The sequence below is a fragment of the Rhizomicrobium palustre genome, assembly GCF_011761565.1.
GTDB classification, from domain to species: Bacteria; Pseudomonadota; Alphaproteobacteria; order Micropepsales; family Micropepsaceae; genus Rhizomicrobium; species Rhizomicrobium palustre.
In genome coordinates, this window is record NZ_JAASRM010000001.1 from 3,315,154 (window position 1) to 3,335,243 (window position 20,090).

At 59.4% G+C, this 20,090-nt stretch carries 22 protein-coding genes and 1 pseudogene; 8 read left to right on the top strand and 15 right to left on the bottom strand.

Going from position 1 to position 20,090, the window contains the following annotated elements; all coding sequences use genetic code 11:
• Positions 1–18 precede the first annotated feature (18 nt).
• The 3 genes from lexA to FHS83_RS14650 all read right to left on the bottom strand — a co-directional run bounded on the left by lexA (position 19) and on the right by FHS83_RS14650 (position 1,846).
• A complete protein-coding gene (gene lexA / locus FHS83_RS14640; protein ID WP_167083678.1) occupies positions 19–759 on the bottom strand; it encodes a transcriptional repressor LexA in 741 nt (246 codons plus the stop codon).
• A gap of 125 nt (positions 760–884) precedes the next feature.
• Positions 885–1,409, bottom strand: a complete 525-nt coding sequence (locus FHS83_RS14645; protein ID WP_167083679.1) for a hypothetical protein — start codon at positions 1,407–1,409, stop codon at positions 885–887.
• 68 nt (positions 1,410–1,477) lie between these two features.
• Complete coding sequence (locus tag FHS83_RS14650; protein WP_167083680.1) at positions 1,478–1,846, bottom strand: hypothetical protein; 369 nt, start codon at positions 1,844–1,846, stop codon at positions 1,478–1,480.
• 208 nt (positions 1,847–2,054) lie between these two features.
• Between FHS83_RS14650 and FHS83_RS14655 the strand changes: the two genes are divergently transcribed.
• Positions 2,055–2,645, top strand: coding sequence for a hypothetical protein (locus tag FHS83_RS14655; RefSeq protein WP_167083681.1), 591 nt, complete (start codon positions 2,055–2,057; stop codon positions 2,643–2,645).
• 381 nt (positions 2,646–3,026) lie between these two features.
• Positions 3,027–3,305, top strand: coding sequence for a hypothetical protein (locus tag FHS83_RS14660; RefSeq protein WP_167083682.1), 279 nt, complete (start codon positions 3,027–3,029; stop codon positions 3,303–3,305).
• An 8-nt stretch (positions 3,306–3,313) separates the two neighbouring features.
• Here the strand turns inward: FHS83_RS14660 and FHS83_RS14665 are convergent, their stop codons facing one another.
• The 8 genes and pseudogenes from FHS83_RS14665 to FHS83_RS14695 form a co-directional block, all read right to left on the bottom strand.
• Positions 3,314–4,528 (bottom strand): molybdopterin molybdotransferase MoeA, encoded by a 1,215-nt coding sequence (locus FHS83_RS14665; protein ID WP_167083683.1) that lies wholly within the window; start codon positions 4,526–4,528, stop codon positions 3,314–3,316.
• On the bottom strand, positions 4,525–4,755 hold the full coding sequence (locus tag FHS83_RS19515) for a helix-turn-helix domain-containing protein (RefSeq protein ID WP_341801598.1): 231 nt from the start codon (positions 4,753–4,755) through the stop codon (positions 4,525–4,527). The genes FHS83_RS14665 and FHS83_RS19515 overlap by 4 nt, the downstream gene beginning before the upstream one ends.
• 63 nt (positions 4,756–4,818) lie before the next feature.
• Positions 4,819–5,289, bottom strand: a pseudogene (gene moaC, locus FHS83_RS19520) (cyclic pyranopterin monophosphate synthase MoaC); the annotation flags it as partial.
• A 51-nt stretch (positions 5,290–5,340) separates the two neighbouring features.
• Positions 5,341–6,141 (bottom strand): indole-3-glycerol phosphate synthase TrpC, encoded by an 801-nt coding sequence (gene trpC / locus FHS83_RS14675; RefSeq protein WP_167083685.1) that lies wholly within the window; start codon positions 6,139–6,141, stop codon positions 5,341–5,343.
• Positions 6,138–7,157: an anthranilate phosphoribosyltransferase gene (gene trpD / locus FHS83_RS14680; protein WP_167083686.1), complete on the bottom strand. Its 1,020-nt coding sequence runs from the start codon at positions 7,155–7,157 to the stop codon at positions 6,138–6,140. The genes trpC and trpD overlap by 4 nt, the downstream gene beginning before the upstream one ends.
• Positions 7,154–7,729: an anthranilate synthase component II gene (locus FHS83_RS14685; protein ID WP_167083687.1), complete on the bottom strand. Its 576-nt coding sequence runs from the start codon at positions 7,727–7,729 to the stop codon at positions 7,154–7,156. Before FHS83_RS14685 ends, trpD begins: the two co-directional genes overlap by 4 nt.
• A 250-nt stretch (positions 7,730–7,979) precedes the next feature.
• On the bottom strand, positions 7,980–8,753 hold the full coding sequence (locus FHS83_RS14690) for a PP2C family protein-serine/threonine phosphatase (RefSeq protein WP_167083688.1): 774 nt from the start codon (positions 8,751–8,753) through the stop codon (positions 7,980–7,982).
• Positions 8,750–9,979, bottom strand: a complete 1,230-nt coding sequence (locus FHS83_RS14695) for a serine/threonine-protein kinase (RefSeq protein WP_167083689.1) — start codon at positions 9,977–9,979, stop codon at positions 8,750–8,752. The genes FHS83_RS14690 and FHS83_RS14695 overlap by 4 nt, the downstream gene beginning before the upstream one ends.
• A 151-nt stretch (positions 9,980–10,130) precedes the next feature.
• Here FHS83_RS14695 and FHS83_RS14700 point away from each other — a divergent pair, with 151 nt between their 5' ends.
• The 3 genes from FHS83_RS14700 (at position 10,131) to FHS83_RS14710 (ending at position 12,884) form a co-directional block, all read left to right on the top strand.
• Positions 10,131–11,609: a trypsin-like peptidase domain-containing protein gene (locus FHS83_RS14700; RefSeq protein ID WP_167083690.1), complete on the top strand. Its 1,479-nt coding sequence runs from the start codon at positions 10,131–10,133 to the stop codon at positions 11,607–11,609.
• A gap of 77 nt (positions 11,610–11,686) precedes the next feature.
• A complete protein-coding gene (locus FHS83_RS14705) occupies positions 11,687–12,493 on the top strand; it encodes a YMGG-like glycine zipper-containing protein (protein ID WP_167083691.1) in 807 nt (268 codons plus the stop codon).
• Between the two features lie 43 nt (positions 12,494–12,536).
• The gene (locus FHS83_RS14710; protein WP_167083692.1) at positions 12,537–12,884 is read left to right on the top strand and encodes a hypothetical protein; all 348 of its coding nucleotides are present in this window, start codon (positions 12,537–12,539) and stop codon (positions 12,882–12,884) included.
• Here FHS83_RS14710 and FHS83_RS14715 read toward each other — a convergent pair.
• From FHS83_RS14715 to FHS83_RS14725, 3 genes are all read right to left on the bottom strand, one after another.
• Positions 12,853–13,761 carry a LysR family transcriptional regulator gene (locus tag FHS83_RS14715; RefSeq protein ID WP_167083693.1) on the bottom strand — a complete coding sequence of 303 codons (909 nt, stop codon included), beginning with the start codon at positions 13,759–13,761 and terminating at the stop codon, positions 12,853–12,855. The genes FHS83_RS14710 and FHS83_RS14715 overlap by 32 nt on opposite strands.
• Positions 13,758–14,780, bottom strand: coding sequence for a YeiH family protein (locus FHS83_RS14720; RefSeq protein WP_167083694.1), 1,023 nt, complete (start codon positions 14,778–14,780; stop codon positions 13,758–13,760). Before FHS83_RS14720 ends, FHS83_RS14715 begins: the two co-directional genes overlap by 4 nt.
• A gap of 111 nt (positions 14,781–14,891) precedes the next feature.
• Positions 14,892–15,098 carry a YgaP family membrane protein gene (locus FHS83_RS14725; protein ID WP_167083695.1) on the bottom strand — a complete coding sequence of 69 codons (207 nt, stop codon included), beginning with the start codon at positions 15,096–15,098 and terminating at the stop codon, positions 14,892–14,894.
• Positions 15,099–15,174: 76 nt separating this feature from the next.
• Between FHS83_RS14725 and FHS83_RS14730 the strand changes: the two genes are divergently transcribed.
• The 3 genes from FHS83_RS14730 to FHS83_RS14740 are packed head-to-tail and all read left to right on the top strand — an operon-like array spanning position 15,175 to position 19,682.
• Positions 15,175–15,489 carry a rhodanese-like domain-containing protein gene (locus FHS83_RS14730; RefSeq protein ID WP_167083696.1) on the top strand — a complete coding sequence of 105 codons (315 nt, stop codon included), beginning with the start codon at positions 15,175–15,177 and terminating at the stop codon, positions 15,487–15,489.
• Positions 15,490–15,507: 18 nt separating this feature from the next.
• Complete coding sequence (locus tag FHS83_RS14735) at positions 15,508–16,503, top strand: efflux RND transporter periplasmic adaptor subunit (RefSeq protein ID WP_167083697.1); 996 nt, start codon at positions 15,508–15,510, stop codon at positions 16,501–16,503.
• Complete coding sequence (locus FHS83_RS14740) at positions 16,500–19,682, top strand: efflux RND transporter permease subunit (protein ID WP_167083698.1); 3,183 nt, start codon at positions 16,500–16,502, stop codon at positions 19,680–19,682. The genes FHS83_RS14735 and FHS83_RS14740 overlap by 4 nt, the downstream gene beginning before the upstream one ends.
• Here the strand turns inward: FHS83_RS14740 and FHS83_RS14745 are convergent.
• On the bottom strand, positions 19,679–20,089 hold the full coding sequence (locus FHS83_RS14745; protein WP_167083699.1) for a bacteriohemerythrin: 411 nt from the start codon (positions 20,087–20,089) through the stop codon (positions 19,679–19,681). The two genes, FHS83_RS14740 and FHS83_RS14745, sit on opposite strands and share 4 nt — an antisense overlap.
• Position 20,090: the final 1 nt, after the last annotated feature.

Below are 20,090 nucleotides of genomic sequence, written 5' to 3' on the forward strand. Positions count from 1 at the left end.
GATTTCAGTACCTTCTAATCAGTACCTTCTAATCAGCCCGACGAGCTTCCCCTGCACCCGCACGCGATCGGCGCCGAAGAGGCGGGTTTCGTAGGCGGGGTTGGCGGCTTCCAGCGCGATGGAGTCGCCGCGGCGGCGCAGGCGCTTCAAGGTGGCTTCGTTGTTATCGACCAGCGCCACGATGATCTCGCCGGAATTGGCGGTATCGGCTTCCTGGATGATCACCGTATCGCCATCGAGGATGCCCGCATTGATCATGGAATCGCCGGTGACTTCGAGGGCGTAGTATTCGCCGCGCCCGATCATGCCGCTCGGCACCGCCACATCGGCGACCTTGTTCTGCAAGGCTTCAATCGGCGTGCCTGCCGCGATGCGACCGACGAGGGGCACATTCACCGAGCCTTCGCCTTCGCTGATCGAGCGGCGCGGGCTTCCGGCCCCACGCGCATCAAGATTGGTGACGCTCCCGCTGCGCCCATGGCGGCTAGGGCTCATGCGCTGGGCCTGACTGCGCGTTGTGGCGGGGCGCAAGGTCTCGGCCATGTTGTCTGGCAGCTTGACGATTTCCAGCGCGCGGGCGCGCTTTTCCATACGGCGCAGAAAGCCGCGTTCTTCCAGCGCCGTGATCAGGCGATGGATACCGGATTTGGATTTCAGATCCAGCGCATCCTTCATTTCATCGAAGGAGGGTGGCACGCCGCTTTCGCGCACGCGCTCATGGATGAACATCAAGAGCTCGTATTGCTTGCGGGTGAGCATGGTCCCCCTCCCTTGCCGATTCGCTGTTTCGAGCCCCGGTGAACAAAGCCGAAACACGACGAATCGTTCTACTTTAGTTCTTTTGATGCGTCAACAAGGGTGTGGGTAGAATGTACGGGCGAAGCTTACTTCGCATCCGCGACAAAATCGGGATTTGTCAGCGTCAGGCTGGTGCGATTTTCGCGCACTTGAATTTCGCCGAAGAGATATCCGCCTTTGTCCTCAGGCCCAAGATAGGGAATGGAGGAGGGCTCTTGCCAGCTCACCCGTGTGAGCACCACCCAATTGAGTGCGGGGATGCCGTCAAAGCTGAAATGGCCAGTGCTGTCGCAAATCGTTTTGTGCTCGTATTTGCGCGCGTGGCGGTCGTAATTGACTGGGATGCCTTTGCCGTTCTGCAAGAGCTGTTCGAGCTCGGTGTTATAGCCCACCGCGGGCAGCAAAGAGATTTCTCCGCCTGCGCAGGTGATCACGTGTCCATCGGGGAGTTTCACAAAGGCTTGACCGGTTACGGTGTAGGGCCCGCTCTGTGTCCAGGTCTGAAAATCCCCGTCTAGAAAAGGCGTCACCATGTATTGCGGCGGCGCACTGGCACATCCGGCAAGGCCTAACGCGATAAAACTAGCGGTGGCGAGACGCGAGAGAGACATGGCGGCATCCGATTGGGTCGGCGCCGCCACTCTCGCGCGTCAGGGTAAGCGTCCGCTTAACGCGCGGTTCAGCGTCCGTATGGACCGTAATAGGTTTCGCGCTGATCGCGCCACTCATAATCACGCGGTGGCGGAGGCGGCGGCGGTGGCGCATAGCGGACGTCATCGTAATGGCGGTCGTTATTCTGGCTCGCCAGGATGGCCGTCAGGGCGATCAGGCCCACACCCACCGCGATAGCCGTGCCGGTATTGTCGTGATGGCGGCGATAGCGGTCGTCTCGATAGCCTCGGTAATCGCGATAATCGCGTTCGACATAGCGGTATTCGTGCCAGCCGCCACGGCGTCCGTAATCGTAAGGATCGGCCTTTGCGGCGCTGGCGGCCAGGGTGCCAAACCCGACTGTAAGGGCGAGGGCGGCGGTGAGGAGCTTTCTCATGGGATATTCCCCATTCATTTCGCCCCGACCTTGCGCCTTCCTGCCTGAACCCAAGCTGGGGCAAGTATTTAGCTGGCGTTCATCGGGATGGCGGAAAAGCGGCAGGTCGGGGGTGCCATCATCCTTAAAAAACTATCAAAGAAATGGAGTACATTTTAGCGTACACTGTTCGCCGCAGGGGCGCGGATGCGCCGTTAGGGGGGAGACCATGAGTGAAGACCACACCGAGGTGAAGGCCGAAAGCCATCACGATCATCCCGACATCGAAGTTGAGCGCATCGAGACGGTATCCAGCACCACCACGCCATGGACGGTGCGGCTGATCTTTGGCGTCTTGGGATTGGTATTCATTGGCGCGGCAGTCGCGGCCTGGGAATTCCGAACGCTCTTCGATTCCCATATTGCCGAAGCGTTGCCCTATATCATCATTGGCCTGGGTGTTTTGGGGGTTGGCGCTATTGTCGAATCCATCACCACTGAAATCTGGCTCGCTTTGATCATTGGCGCGTTCGCGCTGGTGATTACCTTCCTGATCGTGGGCCGTTCACAAATCATTCAGTCGGGCGACGCCGTCTTTGTGGTGGATCGCTTTACTTCGGGCGTACAGTTCTGCACCCAAGATGGTTGCAAGCCGCTGCCTCAAGTCAAAGATCTGCCCAAGCCCCCATCGCCTGTGCTGGTGGAAGGGCCTCTGCCGCCTCCGCCTGCCGCGGTCCCTGCGCCGGTTGTCGTTGAACCTGCACCGGCCCCCGCGCCTGTACCAGCGCCGGCGCCCGCGAAGGTCCCGGCGAAAAAATAGCTGATGGTTTGGTTCTCAACGGATTTCTCAACGGCTGCGGAGCTGGCCTCTGCAGCCGTTTCTCGTTGTGCTCAGGGCTGTAGTGGATGGGTGCGGCATCCTGTCGCCAAGTTCCACGAAATGCATGTATAATACGTGTGTATCAATGTAAAAAACGTTATTCGTGCTGTGTTGTACATCTATATTAAACATAAAGGCGGCAATGGCTTGGGTTCAGCCATCTTGAGTCGGTAATGCGTCTGTTTTTTCGTAATACCGCTTGGCAGTTCGTCGTCTGAAATGCGTTTTCGCGATTGCTGCTGGTCGGCTTCGGTGACTTGTCAGGAAACCTTGCTGGTACGAAAGTTACCAAAGGCCCTGGAAGGCAGAGGAGGAAAACACATGCCGGTCTACCGCCTCACGCCGCTCGAAGGTAGCGAAACGAGCCCCCAATGGCAGGCGTCATCTATGCGCCCCTATTGCTTATGGGTGCGCGCCAAGGATGAGCTTGATGCCCGCCGCCAAGTTGCCAAGGCCACTGCCGTTACGGGTGATGCAGAGGTTGCGCCGTGGAAGGACGAGGGGCTCGTCGCCTGCGAATATGACGACAGTAAGGAGTTGGCCGACGGGATCATTTATGTCCGGCGCGCCATGCCTCAACGCGAACGCTGCCACGCTTAGGTGCTATCTTAAAATCCGTCGAGCGGGATGATCTCTGCAAGATCACCGCGCTTTGCTTCGGGGGCGTTGGGATGGCGTACTAACAATGCATCCGCTTCCGCAAGAACCGAAAGCATCGAGGAATCCTGCGCCAGATAGGGCTCAGCCCAAACCTCACCGCCTTCATGGGAAAGGCGGGCGCGCAGATAGGATTGGCGTGAGTCATTGGCGGGCAATTCGCCTTTGAGCCGCGCATGACTGGTGTGGCAGCCGCATTTGAACTTTTGCGACAGGCTGCAGGTGTGCTGCTGGGTGCCGAGCATCGCATCAATGGCGGGACGCAGGAATAGGATGGCGCAAACCAGCGCCGAGACGGGATTGCCGGGTAGGCCCAGGATCGGCGTATTGCCGAGACGTCCGAAAAGCAGCGGCTTGCCGGGCCGCATCGCCACTTTCCAGAAATCGAGCGCGAAATCGGTCGAGCCGAGCGCCTTCTGAACCAGATCGTGATCGCCCACCGAAGCGCCGCCCAGCGTCACCACCAGCTCTGCCTTGGCATCGGCGATGGTGGCGATCTCCTGCACCGTGTCAGGCAGGATGCCGAAATCACAAGGCGCGCCGCCCCAGGCGGTGATCATGGCGGTGAGGCCATAGCCGGTGGAGGCCGCGATACCGCCGGGCTTCCTCGGCGCGCCGGGGGCCGAAAGCTCATCGCCAATGGAGGCGATGGCCACGCGGGGGCGGCGGCGCACCTTGGCATGGGTGACATCGCCTGCCGCCAGCAGCGCCATATCGCGCGCGCTGATGCGTTTTCCTGCTTCGAGCAGCACCGCATCCTTCTCGAAATCGAGACCTGCGGGGCGGATGTAATCGGCGCGGATCGCGTGCGGATCAAAGCGGATCATGTCGCCGTCGCGGCGGACATCTTCCTGGATCACAATGGCATCGGCACCATCGGGCAGCGCTCCGCCGGTGAAAATGCGCACTGCCTCGCCAGGGCCGACATAACCGATGAAGGGATGGCCTGCGGGCACACTGCCGATCACCTGGCGCGGTTGATCTCCATCGGAAAGGCGCACCGCATAGCCATCCATGGCCGAGGCCGCGAAGGGAGGCTGGTCGTAGCGCGCGCGTACATCTTCCGCCAATACGCGCGCCGCAAGATGGCCAAGATCCATCGTCTCGGTATCAATCGGCGAAAAGGCGGCGGTGATGCGGGCTTGCGCTTCCTCGACACTGATCATTGAAACATATCCTCCGGGCGCACTTTGGCGGCGCGCGCCAGCTTGACGATGACATCTTGCGGCAAGGCTCTCAGGCGCCCGGTGAGAAAGGCGAAAAGCTGCGAATGCGGCACGCCCGCGTCCTTCGCCCATTCCGTCGCTTTCAGGCGACGGCTGCTCATGAAGTTCCGCAAGGCGGCACGCTTGGCATCGGGCGGGGCAATGGCTGGGGCCATGACTTCGCCCATCAGCACACTGGGGCGGCCACGGCTTGGCGCCACGGGTGTCTTGCGTGCAGAACGCAGCGGCGGGGCGGTGAAGGCACCGCTCTTGCCGCCGGATTTCGCCAGCAGCCGCACACCCTCAATCACTGCGCCTTTATCGATGGCTTTGGTCATATCGTAAATCGTCAGCGCGGCGATGGAGGCAGCGGTCAAAGCTTCCATCTCGACGCCTGTGCGCGCCACGGTTTTCACGGTTGCGGTGATCTTGATCGCGTTCTTGTCGGCCAAGGGCTCAAAGGCGATTTCGGCTTTGGAGAGCGGTAAGGCATGGCAGAGCGGAATGAGGTCCGAGGTTTTCTTCGCCGCCATGATCCCGGCGATGCGGGCTGCCGCCAGCACATCACCTTTGGGGGCTTCATCGGAGGCGACTGCATCGAAGGCTTCCGGCGACAGCAGGATCACCGCTTCGGCGCTGGCTTCGCGCTCGGTGGTGTCTTTGGCCGACACATCCACCATGCGCGCGGCGCCATTTTCATCGAGATGGGTGAGGTTGTTCATCATCCGCCCTAAACTTGCCGGTTCCCCGCCGGTCTGTTGGGCAGGGACTATCTACCAGGATGAGCTTCCGATCAACGCACGGGTAGCAGCCGCCACATCCGTCTGGCGCATCAGGGTTTCGCCGATCAGGAAGGTCGAAACACCCGCGCCTGATTTGAGGCGCTTCAGATCCTCGCGGGAGGAAAGGCCGCTTTCGGCGACCAGCAGCTTGTCGGCGGGGACGAGGGGAGCCAGCCGCTCGGTCACAGCGATGTCGGTGACAAAGGTTTTCAGATCGCGATTGTTGACGCCGACCATACTGGCGCCAAGCTTCAGGGCGCGTTCCAGCTCTTCCTCGTTATGCACTTCCACCAGCGCGTCCATGCCATAGGCGGAAGCGACAGCTTGCAGATCGGCGGCGAGGGCGTCGTCCACCATCGCCATAATGATGAGGATGGCATCGGCACCCCAGGCCCGCGCTTCGGCCACCTGATAAGTGTCGAGCATGAAATCCTTGCGCAGGACGGGCAGGTCGACGGCCTCGCGGGCGGCGATGAGGAACTCCGGCGCGCCTTGGAAGGAGGGCGTATCGGTGAGGATGGAAAGACAGCTCGCGCCGCCCTCGGCATAGGCTTTGGCGAGCAGCGGAGGATCGAAATCGGCGCGGATAAGGCCCTTGGAGGGGCTCGCCTTCTTGATCTCGGCGATCAGCCCATAGCGGTTTTCCACCCGGGCCCGGACCAGGGCCGATTTGAAACCGCGCACGGGATCGGCGGCGCGGGCACAAGTTTCAATTTCGGCCAGCGGGATCGCCTCTTTGGCGCGCGCCACTTCCTCGCGTTTATAGGCGGCGATCTTGTCGAGGATGTTCATGGGCACCCGTTGGACACTGTGATGAGCTTTTGCAGTACCGCTTTGGCGGCGCCGCTGTCGATCATTTTGGCAGCGATATCGACGCCCTCGCGCAAATCGCCCGCCTTGTCGGCCACCATCAGGGCCGCAGCGGAGTTGAGCAGCACGATATCGCGGTAAGCGCCTTTTTCACCGTTCAAGAGGCGGGTGAGGGCGGCGGCATTCTCCGGCGCATCGCCGCCTTTGACGGCTTCGATCGGCCAACGCGGCAGGCCCGCATCTTCCGGCACGATCACAAAGGAGCGCGTCTCGCCGTTCTCCAGCGCGGTGACATAGGTCTCGCCGGAAATCGAAATCTCATCCAGGCCTTCGGCGCCATGCACCACAAAGGCTTTTTCGGCACCATGGGCGGCGAGTACTTTTGCGACGGGCTCCAAAAGATCACGCGCGTAAACGCCGAGCAATTGCCGCTTGGCGCCTGCGGGGTTCGAAAGCGGGCCGATCAGATTGAAGATGGTGCGAAAGCCAAGCGCGCGGCGTACCGGCGTGACATAGCGCATCGCCGGATGAAAGCCTTGCGCGAAGAGAAAGCACAGGCCCGTCTCTTCGATGCAGATGGTGGCGGCTTCCGGCGTCACTTCCACCTTCACGCCCAAGGCTTCCAGCACATCGGCGGCGCCGGAACGCGAGGTCATGTTGCGGTTGCCGTGCTTGGCGACGTTCACGCCCGCTGCGGCGACCACGAAACTCGCGGCGCTGGAAATGTTGAGCGTGGAAAGCCCATCGCCACCGGTGCCGACCAGATCCATCGCATCGGCGGGCGCCTTTACGCGAGTCATTGCCGCGCGCATCGCGGTCACGGCGCCGACGACTTCATCTACGGCAGGTTTGCGCACCGCGATGGCGGCGAGGAAGGCCCCCATCTGCACATCGCCCGCTTCGCCTTTGAGAATGGCGTGAAAAGCTTCTGCCGCCGTCTCCGCATCGAGAATTTCGCCCGCTGCGACGCGCTTCAAAATCGTGCCGAAGCTGGTCATGCCGCTTTCGCCAGATTCAAGAAGTTTTGCAGCAGGGCATGGCCGTTCTCGGAAGCAATACTTTCGGGATGGAACTGCACGCCATGCACGGGATGGGTCTTGTGCATCACGCCTTGGATGACGCCGTCCTCCGACCAAGCGGTAGCTTCGAGGCAATCGGGCATGCTTTCCGGCGCGATGGTGAGCGAGTGATAGCGCGTCGCCACGAAATCGTTGTTGAGGCCCTTGAAGACGCTTTTTCCCGTGTGGCGGATATGGGAGAGCTTGCCATGCATCGGCTCTGGCGCGCGCACGACTTTGCCGCCATAGACTTGGCCAATCGACTGATGGCCGAGGCAGACGCCCAGGATCGGCAGGCTGCCATTGGCCTTTTCGATCAGGCCGCAGCAGATGCCCGCCTCATTGGGCGTGCAGGGGCCGGGCGACAGCACCACAGCTTCAGGTTTCAGGCTCAGGGCCTCATCTACCGTAAGCTCGTCATTGCGCTTGACCTCCACCTCGGCGCCAAGCTGCCCCAGGTAGTGGAAGAGGTTATAGGTGAAGCTGTCGTAGTTATCGATAAGCAGTAGCAAAACGTCACCATCTCTTTGAAATCAGAGGGTTATTCCCGCTTTTTGGCGGTTTCCCTCTGCCCATCTCTCCCATTTCTGGCGCGCGCCCGCGAGCCCCGCAAGGGTGCCGGTCGCGCCATCTCTGAGTCGTCCTGGGCGGGCGCATTTTCGCGGAAGCGGCCCGGGAAAGAAAGATGGCATCTGCAGTCTATGCAGCGCCTAAAATACGGGCGGCCTCGAACTTAGGCGAAGAATTCGGTGCAGTTTCGCGCTACCCGAACCATAGCCGCACTCGTTTCACATAAATGACGCCGAGTGAAACATTGTCTTGATCGGGCAAGTTCCTGGCTTTGACCCCTTTAAGCAGGTCGGTGCACAAATGGCTTGCCGTGGTGCTCGCCATGGCTTCCTGGATAACGACGTCCTCTTCAAGTGTTGCGATACCGTCGGACGCGGCGATCACGATGTCACCGGGTTCAAGAAGCGCTGGCCTGCACCCGTAATCCACCAACCCGATCGGCTGCACAGACACCACGCTTCGGAGTGCACTTCGCCTTGAATCGGCATTGGCCGCAGCTTCGGACATTTCTCCTCGGCGTACCATCTCGTCCAGGATCGGCGCGCAAGAGTGATCTGCGTTTAAGCGGGTGAGTTGTCCACGATGAATAAGATAAAGTGGGGAGTCGCCGATACTAACCCAATAGAGCGACTGCCCGTCGGTTCGCACGGCCAGGGCTGTCCCTCCCATATCGCGCAATCCGGTATGCGCGGCTTTGATAGAGAGGGCGGTGTGCGCGGCGTCAATGGCTCGGCGCATCGCGGTCTTATCCCAGGCCTCAGCGCGCCGCAGGTGTTTGCAAAGCTCGGCACAGATAATTTTACTGGCAATCGCGCCGCCCCGATGGCCGCCCATGCCATCCGATAGGAATATTGCGGCGGAACGCTTAGTTGCACGCAGCAAAAGCGAGTCTTCTTGCTGCTGCCGCCGGCCAATCCATTGCGAGGCTGTGGCTTCGGTCGTGATATTGGTTTTTGCATTTGTCATTGCAGGCCAGAGCTCCGCGCCAGGGCGAGATCGCGGTGGCTACCGTTGGGATGCAGTCGCAGATAAATCGCGTAGGCTTCAGGGGCACCAATTTCTTCCGCAGTTAAAAAGTCTTTTTTTTCAGCGGCCGAATTATCCACAACAGATGTTTCGGCAGGTTTGAGGGAGGGTCTCGCTGCTGTCTGGCTGGGCCTTGCATCCATCACGTTTTCGCCGACTAGGATGAGGCCCACCAGCAATACGATCGCACCCGCCGCTATAGTTATGGGGAAGACGGATAAGTTGGGCCTGTGTATTTGGATAGACAGCGAAGGGAGCTTCAAAGCGGTTGATGCTTTTCGCGATGTTGTGCGGGCGCGCTTTCCATCGCCCAGAAGTACGGCTCGCCACGCTGCGATGGAACTCGGGCGCTGCGCAGGATCTTGCGCCAGGCCCCATTCAATGGCCTCGATTACGTGGCTAGGCGCTTTGGACCTAACCTCCTTGGATAGGGGAAGGAAATTGGCGGCGTCGCGCTGTGTCGCTTCCGGCGGTGCGGTGCCGGTCAGGCAGCTGAATGCAACGGCAGCTAGTGAATAAAGGTCTGTATACGGACCTTTTTGGGTTGAGGTGCTGTACAGCTCTTTTGCAGCATAGCCCGGCGTCACGACAGTGGCAGAGAGGGAATGGTCGCTGTCGGTGATCATTCGGACGGCACCAAAATCGATCAATACTGGCGATCCATCTCGCCGTAAAAGAATGTTCTCTGGCTTGATATCGCAATGCAGGACGCCGACATCGTGTACGGCCTTTACCCCTTTGCTCAGGGGATCGAGTATGGCCAACATCTGGCTGGCATTCAGGACGCCTTGCTGCTCGATATAATCAGCAAGTGATAATCCTTCTACATATTCCATCACCAGATAGGCCGTATTGCGGTCTTCCAAAAAGGTGATAACGCGAACCGTATTCGGGTGGTCCACCTTCGCCAGCGTTCGTCCCTCAGTGAGAAACGTCTCGCGGCCAAGCTCGAATTCTCTAAGCAGAGCAGCATTATCGGATATTGGCGCAACACAGCCCTGAGGGTCACGTGTTACCCGCCGATCCGGGAAGTACTCTTTAATTGCCACTTGTCTGTCGAGTTTTAAGTCATGAGCAAGATAGGTGATACCAAATCCGCCGCCGCCGAGTGTGCGCTCAAGGCGGTATTCCCCAACAACAGCGCCGGGAGATAAAGATTTGAGCATTTTCTAGAGTGCTCCTAATAAACATAAGTAGTGATAATAAATTTGCGCTAAAGTTCGCGCTTTTTTATTTTCCATTCAGCGTATATTTCTTCGACTATTTCAAGCAACAGTCGGTGCAAACTGAATAGATTCAGTATGGGGTGGAGGGGATATGGTTCGTCATTGGATGGGCAGCTTTTGCAGAGCCAGCTTTTGTCTGGGTGTCGCAATCTTCGCTGTCCTTGGGGCCCTTGGCGCAAATAATTCTCTGAGTTTGAACGCTGAAGCGGTTGCGACTGGAGCTGACGTCAATAAAGGCGTTGTCCAGGTCATCGTAATTGCGTCGAAAGCCAAGAATTTCAGGACGGTCACAGGTAGCGGCTTTTTGATCAACGCGAATGGTGTCGTGATCACCAACCGGCATGTGATCGCGGATGCGCTCATCCCGAGCCGAGCGCATATCTTCGTCAACCCCGATGGGCAGCTTATGAATGTCGTTGAAGACACATGGCTGCATCCCAATGCGGAGGTTGTGTGGACATCGGAAAGCCTGGATTTGGCGATCATCCAAACCAACGGCCTGCACAATGTTGCACCGGTGGTGATTAGCACAGCTTTGCCAAACCCGGGGGATGAAGTTCTGGCGATTGGCTATCCCGGCGATGCTGAGCGCAACGACTTCAAAGGGTATGATATCAAGTCCGTCGCTACGGTCACCAATGGCGCGTTTAGCCGCCAAATTCTATCCACTTGGGATACAGGATCACGGCCGCTCCAAATTATCCAGCACAGCGCAACCCTCAGCCCGGGCGATAGCGGCGGCCCGTTGCTGGATTCGTGTCGGCGCGTTATCGGCGTGAACACGCAGCGCAATGTGAGCAATCAGGTTCTCGTGCGTGATGGGAACGGCAATCTCTCACAAGCCACCTCAGCCTCACCCCATATCAATTATGCCTCGGCGATCAGCGAACTGCTGGAGATACTCAAGCAGCGCGAGGTGCCAGTAACCTCGATCTCTGCGGAACCGTGCAGAAATGGCGTGGTACAGAGCGCGGCCAAAGTGCCCGCTGCGCCCGTTCAGGCGAGCGCTCCCGCTGTAGCGGCTGAGCTGGTGAAATCGTCGGGCGGTTCCTCATCCAATCTCCTGATGATCGCTGGCGGCGTGGTGGTCTTGCTCGCTTGCGGCGCATTCATCGCCTTACAGCGCTCACGGTCTTCGGGGGCGCCGCAGATTGTCGTGACGCCCGCGCCGGCGGCACCGGAACCAGTCTCGGGTTCGATGCATGCGAAGACGCGTGCCATTCGCGCTGCCACGATTGCGCTTGGCAGCACCGAAGGCATTCCTGTGGTCGAGCTTGTGGGAAGCGACGATCAGGTCGCCATTCGCATCCTTCCTGGCGATCTGGCCTTGGGCCCGGTGGTGATTGGCCGTGAGCCGCCGCAGGAGAAATTCGCTTTGTCGGAAAGCAGTGTTTCCCGGCAACATTTCAGCCTGGAATTCCTCGACGGGAAACTTTTTGTCAGTGACGAAAACTCCCTGAACGGCACGTCGCTTGACGGACTTCCGCTGAAAGCGGGTGCAAAAGCAGAGGTACAATCGGGACAATTAATTACAGCTGGAGCGATAAAGCTCCGCGTCAGGCTGACTTAAACCTTTTGGGGGCAGATATGAATCCGTCTTTCACACGAAGGGCTGTAAAGGCCGTTGAGTGCCTGGTTCTTGGAGCCATGCTGATTTCGGCGCAGACAAGCCCTGCCTTTGCACAGGATACGCCGGAAGCAACGCAGCAGGGAGATGACGGCAGCAACGAATGCACCGCGCATAAGACAACGACTGGTGCTGTCGTCGGTCTGCTGCTTGGGGCACTGATTGGTGGGCTTGCCGGGGGCAAGAACGCCGCGCAGAACGCCTTGATTGGCGGCCTTGCCGGGGCATCGGTCGGTGGGCTGATCGGCAACAGCCTGGATCGTGAGGACTGCGAGCGCTATCGTCAATCGCGATTGGATGCTCTGTATTCCGGGCAATCCACCCGGTGGGAGGGCACAAAAGCTACCGGTGAAACGCAGGTCCTTTCTGAAGAAAATCAAGCCACGACGCTAGATGTTGCTGTCGACGAATCCAAGATCGAAGTAATGCCGGACCTCATCATGGTGGCCGGAAATTATTCGGTTATTTCGGACACGATTGTGCGCAGCGGACCCGAAGACAAGTACCGTCCGGTCACCGCGCTCGGCAAGGGCGACAAGATCGACGTTTTCGGCCAGGCAAAGGATGGCAAGTGGTACTTGGTCGGTGTGAACGGCGTCAGTAAGGGATTTGTACCGCCATCTGCTCTTCAGTCGGAGCGCAAGCCTGTCAGTAGGGCTGCCGTCGTGGTGGCGGAGGCGGGTACGATCAAGCATCGCAAGCTCGCGGCGACAGGAATTTGCCGGACGACGCAGCAAACCGTGTCGATGAGGTCTGGCGGAGATCAGAGAGAAGTGACCCGTTCCTGCATGAATCCCGATGGCACCTGGACCACGCAAAAGGTGTAGCTTGGTATCTTGTCTTTGGCATACGGCGCGGCGGAGCTTGCTGGTGGTGGGTTTAGCCGTTCTGCCGCTCTGTGCTGCGGAGGCGGGCGGCGAGCGTCTTTTCATGGACTCGCCCGACATTGCCATGAAGGCATTCGAGCCGGTGGGGCAGATGTGCAAGCAGGAAATGCACTATGCCCTGCGCGCTGCCTCGCAAGAGGTGTTTCTCTCTCAGGTCAGCAAGATTGAGGTCTTCCTGGGGGGATTGCGCGGCGCTTTGAGCGTGACCTGTCCGGCTGCACAAAAGATCGTTCTAATTGGCTATATCGGAAACGATTTCTATTTTGCGGGTACCGCCGAGGCGAAGAACGATTGGAAACTTATCGCTCTCTCTGCGAAGCCGCATCACTAATCTTGGCGCAGATCAGGAACGCTTCGGCGCTGCGGCTGAGCTGGCGGCTTTTGTGGGTGACGAGATAGAAGTTGCGTTCCGGCAGCTCACAAGGGACGGCTGCCAAAAGACCCGCCTCAAGCCCCGCCACCACGGCGGAGGTGGACAGAATGGAGGCGGCAAGGCCGGTCGAAACGGCTGAGGAGATGGCTTCGTTGGAGGGCAGCTCCATCAGCACTTGAAATGCCGCCGGATCAAGCTTTGCGCGTTCCAGCAGCGTATCGAACAGGGCCCGCGTCCCCGAGCCTTTTTCGCGCAAGACCCAGGCCGTCTCACGCAACTCCTCGGCCGTCACAGGGATTTTGCGGCCCGCCCAGGGATGCGCGGCGCCAACCACCAGGAGTAGCTTATCTTCGGCGACCACCCGGGTCGTCAGGGCGGCGTCGGAAATTTCCCCTTCGATGAAGCCAAGCTGGGCGGCGCCCTCATGCACCGCGGCAGCGACTTGTTCGGTGTTGCCGATGCAGCAGTCCAGCGCCACGTCGGGATAGGCGAGGCGAAAATCGATGAGCTTGCCCGGCAGCCAATAGGTGCCCGCGGTTTGGCTGGCGGCAATGCGCAATGTTCCGCGCACGGATTTTCCGAGATCGTGAAAGGCATCTTCCGCAGCCGCAGCGCGATAGAGCACGGCGCGCGCTTCTTTGAGGAAGCTTGCTCCATCTTCGGTCAAGGCTATGCCGCGCCCAACGCGATCGAAAAGTTTCAAGCCGTATTGCGCTTCGAGATTGGCAATGGCCGCGCTTGCCGCCGATTGGGTGAGGCCCAGCGCCGTGGCGGCGGCGGTTACATGCTGGCGCTCGGCCACGGCGACGAAGATGCGGAGTTGTTCGAGAGTCATCCGGCGAAGGTTTCCACCAAAAAGAGGCTGAAACAAGCGATGAATAGAGAGGATACTGCACCCAAAAGCATTGGATGGAAGCCTTTTTCGGCCAGCTTGCGGATATCGGTTTCCAGGCCCAAGGCGGCAAGCGCGATAGACAACAGGATGGTCGTCAGCACCGCAATGCCATGATGCCAGCTTGCCGGGAAAGGCACGGCGCTGTTGAACAGCACCAGAAAAACGAAGCCGGTCACAAAGCCGGGCAGCGAAACCGTGCTCGCCTTATGAGAGGAGGAACGGCGGGCGGCGAGCATGGCGAGGACCATCACCACAGGGGCGAGCATGCCGACGCGGGCCAGCTTGGCGATGGTGCCGAATTCGCCCGCCGCTTTGCCGTCCTGGAAGGACGCGGCCACGACTTGCGCCACTTCATGGATGGAGGCGCCAGCCCAAAGCCCGAACCCTTGCGGGCCGAGATGCAAAAGGCTTGGCAGCAGCGGGTAAACGAACATCGCCACCGTGCCGAAGATGGTGACGCAAGCCACCGCGTAAGCCACGTCTTCGTCATGAGCCTCGGTCACGGTATTGACGGCCACCACCGCAGAGGCGCCGCAGATGGAGGTGCCGGCCGCGATCAATTCGGCCAGCCGTTGTTCGACTCCCAGCATCTTGCCCAGCCATTTGGTGAGGATGAAGGTGCTGCCCAGCGTGGCGGCAATGATGGCGACCCCGGTCAGGCCGACTTCCGCCAGTTGCTGGGTCGTCAACTGCAGCCCCAACAGCGCCACCGCAAAGCGCAGGATGTGGCGCATGGCGAACTTCACCCCGGGCTTGGCGCGGGCAGGCGTGCCGACCAGATTGTGGAACATCATCCCCAGCAGGATTGCCAGGATCATCGGGCTCAGCACCGAAAACCCCGGCACATTGCGCAAGCCATAGGCCAGCGCCACCACCGCCCCGGCTACGCCAAGTCCCGGAATATATTTGAAAAAATGGCCCAGAAAGGGGGCCGGAGCATCGATGGCGGCAGGGCGCATGATAATTTCCACACTGAACACTCTGCACAATTGGCGGATACGTGTCCATCAATCCAACAGATTATTGTTGTGGAATTCATCACCAAAAATTGTTGATGCAGACACTCAGGCTTAGCCGCCGAAGGCGGGGCCGGGTTTGAGGCCCAAGGCTTTGAAAATCATCGCCGCCGGACAGAAGCCGGTGAAGGCGGCCTGGATCATATTCAACCCGGCGAAGGCGGTGAGGGCGAACCAGTAGGGATGCACGAGTAGCCCCAAGCTCAGTCCGGCCAGTATCACCAATCCCGCAAAGATAAAGACGGCCTTGTCGATGTTCATTGTCATTCTCCCTGGAGTGCTTGACAATATATTAGATGTATCTAATATACAGACCGATGCGCAAGGGAATTTGCCGATGAGTTTGAAAGAATTGTCGCCGTCAGAGATTGCCGATCTTCTTTCCAAGGATGCCATCACCCTGATCGATGTACGTGAGGCCAATGAATATGCCGCCGCGCATATCAAAGGTGCCACGCTGTTTCCGCTCTCGCAATTTGATCCGCACGCCTTGCCCAATCCGTCCGGCAAGCCTGTCGTCTTTCATTGCGGCATCGGCGGGCGGTCGGCCAAAGCGGTTGCGGCCTGTCAGGCGGCTGGCGTTACGGTCGACACCCATATGAAGGGCGGCATTCAGGCTTGGATCGCGGCGGGACTTCCGGTCGAGCGCTAAACTGTCTTGGGGGCGGCGATGAACATTTTTTCCGGCATCATGGCCTTCTTTGGCTTTGGCGCGCCGCAAACCCCACCGCCGCCACCGCCGCCTAAAACTTTTTTGGTGCAGCCGGTCAGCGTGGCCGATGAGAAAGCGGTCTTCGCCACCGTGCAATCGGCCAATGTCGTGCCCGCCCGCGCGCGCATTGGCGGCACGATTGTCGAGTTGAAAGTGCGTCAGGGCGATCATGTCGAACAAGGCCAGGTGATCGCGCTGGTCAGTGACAAGAAACTCGGGCTGCAGGCGAGTTCCTATGGCGCGCAAGTGGCCGCCGCGCAGGCGCAATACGCTCAGGCCAAAACCGATTGGGACCGCGCCCAGCGCTTGATGGCCGCCAACGCGATCTCCAAAAGCGCTTATGATCAGGCCAAGACCGCGCTCAATGTCGCCCAATCCAATGTGAATGCCTACGCTGCCCAGAAAGCCGTGGTGCAGCAGCAATCGGTGGAGGGCGCGGTGCTGGCGCCGCAAACCGGTCGCGTGATCACGGTGCCCGTCACCGCGGGAACCGTGCTGATGCCGGGCGACACGGTGGCGACGGTGGCGCAGGGCGATTTCGTCTTGCGCCTGAAAATCCCGGAACGCCATGCCCGCGATATCAAGGTGGGGCAGCCCGTGCGCCTCGATGGCAGCGATATCGGGCTCAGCGGGCCCAGCTTTGGCACCATCAAGCTCATTTATCCTGAGATCGACAATGGTCATGTCGTGGCCGATGCTTCGGTGGCCATGCTGGGCGATTATTTTGTCAACGAGCGCGTGCGGGTCTGGGTGAGTGCGGGCCAGCGTTGGGCTTTTGTGATTCCGGCCAGTCTTGTGAAAACCCGTTCGGGCATGGATACCGTGCAGCTTTGGGCCAAGGGCGCGGTGATGGAAATCCCGATCCAGCGTGGGCAATCCCTGCACCGTCCGGGTAAGCCGGACAGCATTGAAGTTCTTTCCGGCCTTCACGCTGGCGATAAGATCCTGCCATGAAACTTGGGCTTTCCGGCGCGCTGACCAAGGCAGCTATCGGCTCGCCTTTGACCCCGCTGTTCTTGATGGCGGCGGTGATTTTCGGGCTGATCGCCGTGATCGCTATCCCGCGTGAGGAGGAGCCGCAGATCAGCGTGCCGATGGTGGATATTTTCGTCGCCGCCGACGGGCTGAAGGCGCCCGACGCGGCAGAGCTGGTCACCAAGCCGCTGGAAGAAATCGTCAAGGCCATTCCCGGTGTCGAGCATGTCTATAGCCAGACGGTGGATGATCGTGTGGTGGTGACGGCCCGCTTTCTTACTGGCACCAAGGAAGACGATGCCATTGTGCGCGTGCAAGCCAAGGTGCGCGCCAATTACGACCGCTTGCCGCTCGGCATTCCGGAGCCCTTGATGGTGGGGCGGGGGATCAACGATGTGGCGGTGGAAGTGCTCACGCTGTCGCCAAAGCCCGAGGCCGCCGCGCGCTGGAACGAGAAAGACCTTTATACCCTTGCCGGAAAAGTGCAGGCCGAACTTGCCAAGGTCGACAATGTTGGGCTGACCTATATCCAAGGTGGTGCGGCGGACGAAATTTCTGTCGAGCCAGATCCCGAAAAGCTGGCGCTCTATGGCATCACCCTGCAGCAGCTCGAAGCCAAGATCCAAGGCGCCAATCGCTCCTTCCTCGCTGGGCAATTGCGGGACCAGGGCCGCATGGTGGAAGCGGTGGCGGGCAAGACGCTGAATGGCGTGCCTGATATCGGTCTGCTGCTGGTTACCACACGCGATGGCCGCCCGGTTTATGTTCGCGATGTCGCCAAGGTGATTATGGGGCCAAGCCCGGCTGAGCATCATGTCTGGTCGATCACGCGTCAGGGCAAGAACTGGTCGACGGCACCGGCGGTGTCGATCGCCTTTGCCAAGCGCCAGGGCGCCAATGCGGTGGTGGTATCGGAGCAGCTCATTCAGCGCACGGATCATCTGCGCAAGACCTTGATCCCCGCCGATATCAATGCCGAAGTCACCCGCGATTATGGCAAGACCGCCAACGACAAAGCCAATGAGCTTCTCTTCCATCTGGGGCTGGCGACGGTTTCCATCGTGTTTCTGATCGGCTTTGTGGTGGGCTGGCGCGAGGCGGCGGTGACGCTGATCGTCATTCCTACCACGATCCTGCTCACGCTCTTCGCGGCCAATCTGATGGGCTACACCATCAACCGTGTGAGCCTGTTCGCGCTCATCTTCTCCATCGGCATTCTGGTCGACGATGCCATTGTGGTGATCGAGAATATCGCCCGCCATTGGGGCATGCGCGATGGGCGCTCGCGGCGTGAGGCGGCTATTGCCGCTGTGGCCGAGGTTGGCAATCCCACTATCGTCGCAACCCTCACAGTAATTGCTGCACTGCTGCCGATGATGTTCGTCTCCGGCATGATGGGCCCTTATATGGCGCCCATTCCCGCCAATGCCTCGGCGGCGATGCTATTCTCCTTCTTTGTCGCCATGGTGGTGGCGCCTTGGGCCTTGCTGAAACTTTCCGGTGAAAAATCTGGCGCCCATGATGCGGCGCATGGTGAAGGCGCGATAGGGCGAATGTATCGCCGTGTGGCGGGGCCGATCATTTCCTCGCGCGAGAACGCCAAGAAATTCCTTCTCTATGTCGCGGTCGCGACCGTTCTGGTCTGTACGCTCTTCGCCACCAAGACCGTGACGGTGAAGCTGCTGCCGTTCGACAATAAATCCGAGCTTTCGGTGATGGTCGATCTGCCAGAAGGCGCCAGCGTGGAAGATACGTCGCGGGTTTTGTTTCAGGCTGCCGCCATCACGCAGAAGCTGCCGGAAGTGACCTCCATTCAGGCCTATGCGGGAACACCTGCGCCGTTCAATTTCAACGGTCTGGTGCGCCATTCCTATTTGCGCGATAAGCCGGAGCTGGGCGAGCTGCAGGTCAATTTGGCCGATAAATCCGACCGCAAACGCGCAAGCCATGTCATCGCGCTCGATCTGCGCCGCCAATTAGAAAGCCTGAAGCTGCCGTCAGGCACCGTATTGAAAGTCGTGGAAGTGCCGCCTGGCCCGCCAGTGCTGGCGACGCTACTCGCCGAAATCTATGGCCCGGATTCCAAAACACGCCGTGCAGTGTCGGAGGAGGTGAAGATGCTCTTCAAATCCGTGCCCTATATCGTGGATGTCGACGATTCCTATGGCGATCCGCGCCCACGCCTCCGCATCACCATTGATCAGGACAAGCTGGAATATTTCGGCGTCGAGCAAAGCGATGTCTATGACACGCTGAAGGCGCTGTTGGGCGGGCAGGCGGTTGGCTATTCCCATCGCGGCGAAGAGCGCGACCCCATGAAGATCGTGGTGCGCCTGCCCAAAGATGACCTTGCCTGGACGCGCAAGCTTGAATCCACACCTATTCCTGCCAATGCCATTCCCGGCAACAAGGCGGTGGTGGAGCTTGGAGATGTCGTGCGCATCATCCGCGAGCCCGGTTCGCCGACCATTTTCCGCCGCGATATGCATTATGCCGATATGGTAACGGCGGAGCTGGCGGGCCAATATGAAGCGCCGGTCTATGGCATGGGCGCAGTCAACGATCTGATCAAGCGCCATGATTGGAAGGGCCTGCCGCCGCCGCAAATCCTGTTGCATGGTCAGCCGGCGGATGAAACAAAGCCGTCCTTGCTGTGGGACGGCGAATGGGAAGTCACCTATGTCACCTTCCGCGATATGGGCGCGGCCTTCGGTGTGGCGCTGTTAGGAATTTACATCCTGGTGGTGGCGCAGTTCGGCTCGTTCAAGCTGCCGCTGGTGATCCTGACGCCGGTGCCGCTCACTTTGATCGGCATTGTTATCGGCCATCTTCTTTTCGGAGCGCCCTTTACGGCGACGTCGATGATCGGCTTTATCGCGCTCGCGGGCATCATTGTGCGCAATTCTATCCTTCTGGTGGATTTCATCCGCCATGGCCAGCATGGCGATAAGCCCTTGCGCGAGGTACTCTTGGATGCAGGCGCGACGCGCTTCCGGCCCATTCTCCTCACCGCGCTGGCGGCAATGATCGGCGCGACAACGATCCTGTCGGACCCGATTTTTCAGGGCCTCGCGATTTCGCTGCTGTTTGGTCTGATCTCATCGACCTTGCTTACGGTGCTGGTGATCCCCGCAATCTATGTCTGGCTCAAATCCTAGCGGATACCGATTTTGCGCAGCTCGGCACAGAATTCGCGATCGTGGCTGAGCGTGTGGTGGGTGGACCACGTCACCAGAAAGTCACTCAGATTGACAATGATGCTGTTGATGTCGCCATCCAGCAGCTCATTTCGAAAGGCTTCGAGCTCTACGAGTAGTCGCGCGTGCTCCATTCTATGTTCAGCCGCTTTCTTGTAGCGGCAGACATCGAAGAACTCTTCTTCATGCGCGAAATGGCGCTCGGCATAGGCATGCAAGCCGTTGAGAATGACCCGGATTGCTTGTTTGTCCACGCCCGCCAGAATGGATTCATAAAAATCGTTCACCAGCGTGAAGAGCTGCATGTGTTCCACGTCGAACACATACACACCGACACTTAAACTGCTGGTCCATTTTACAAGCGGCATG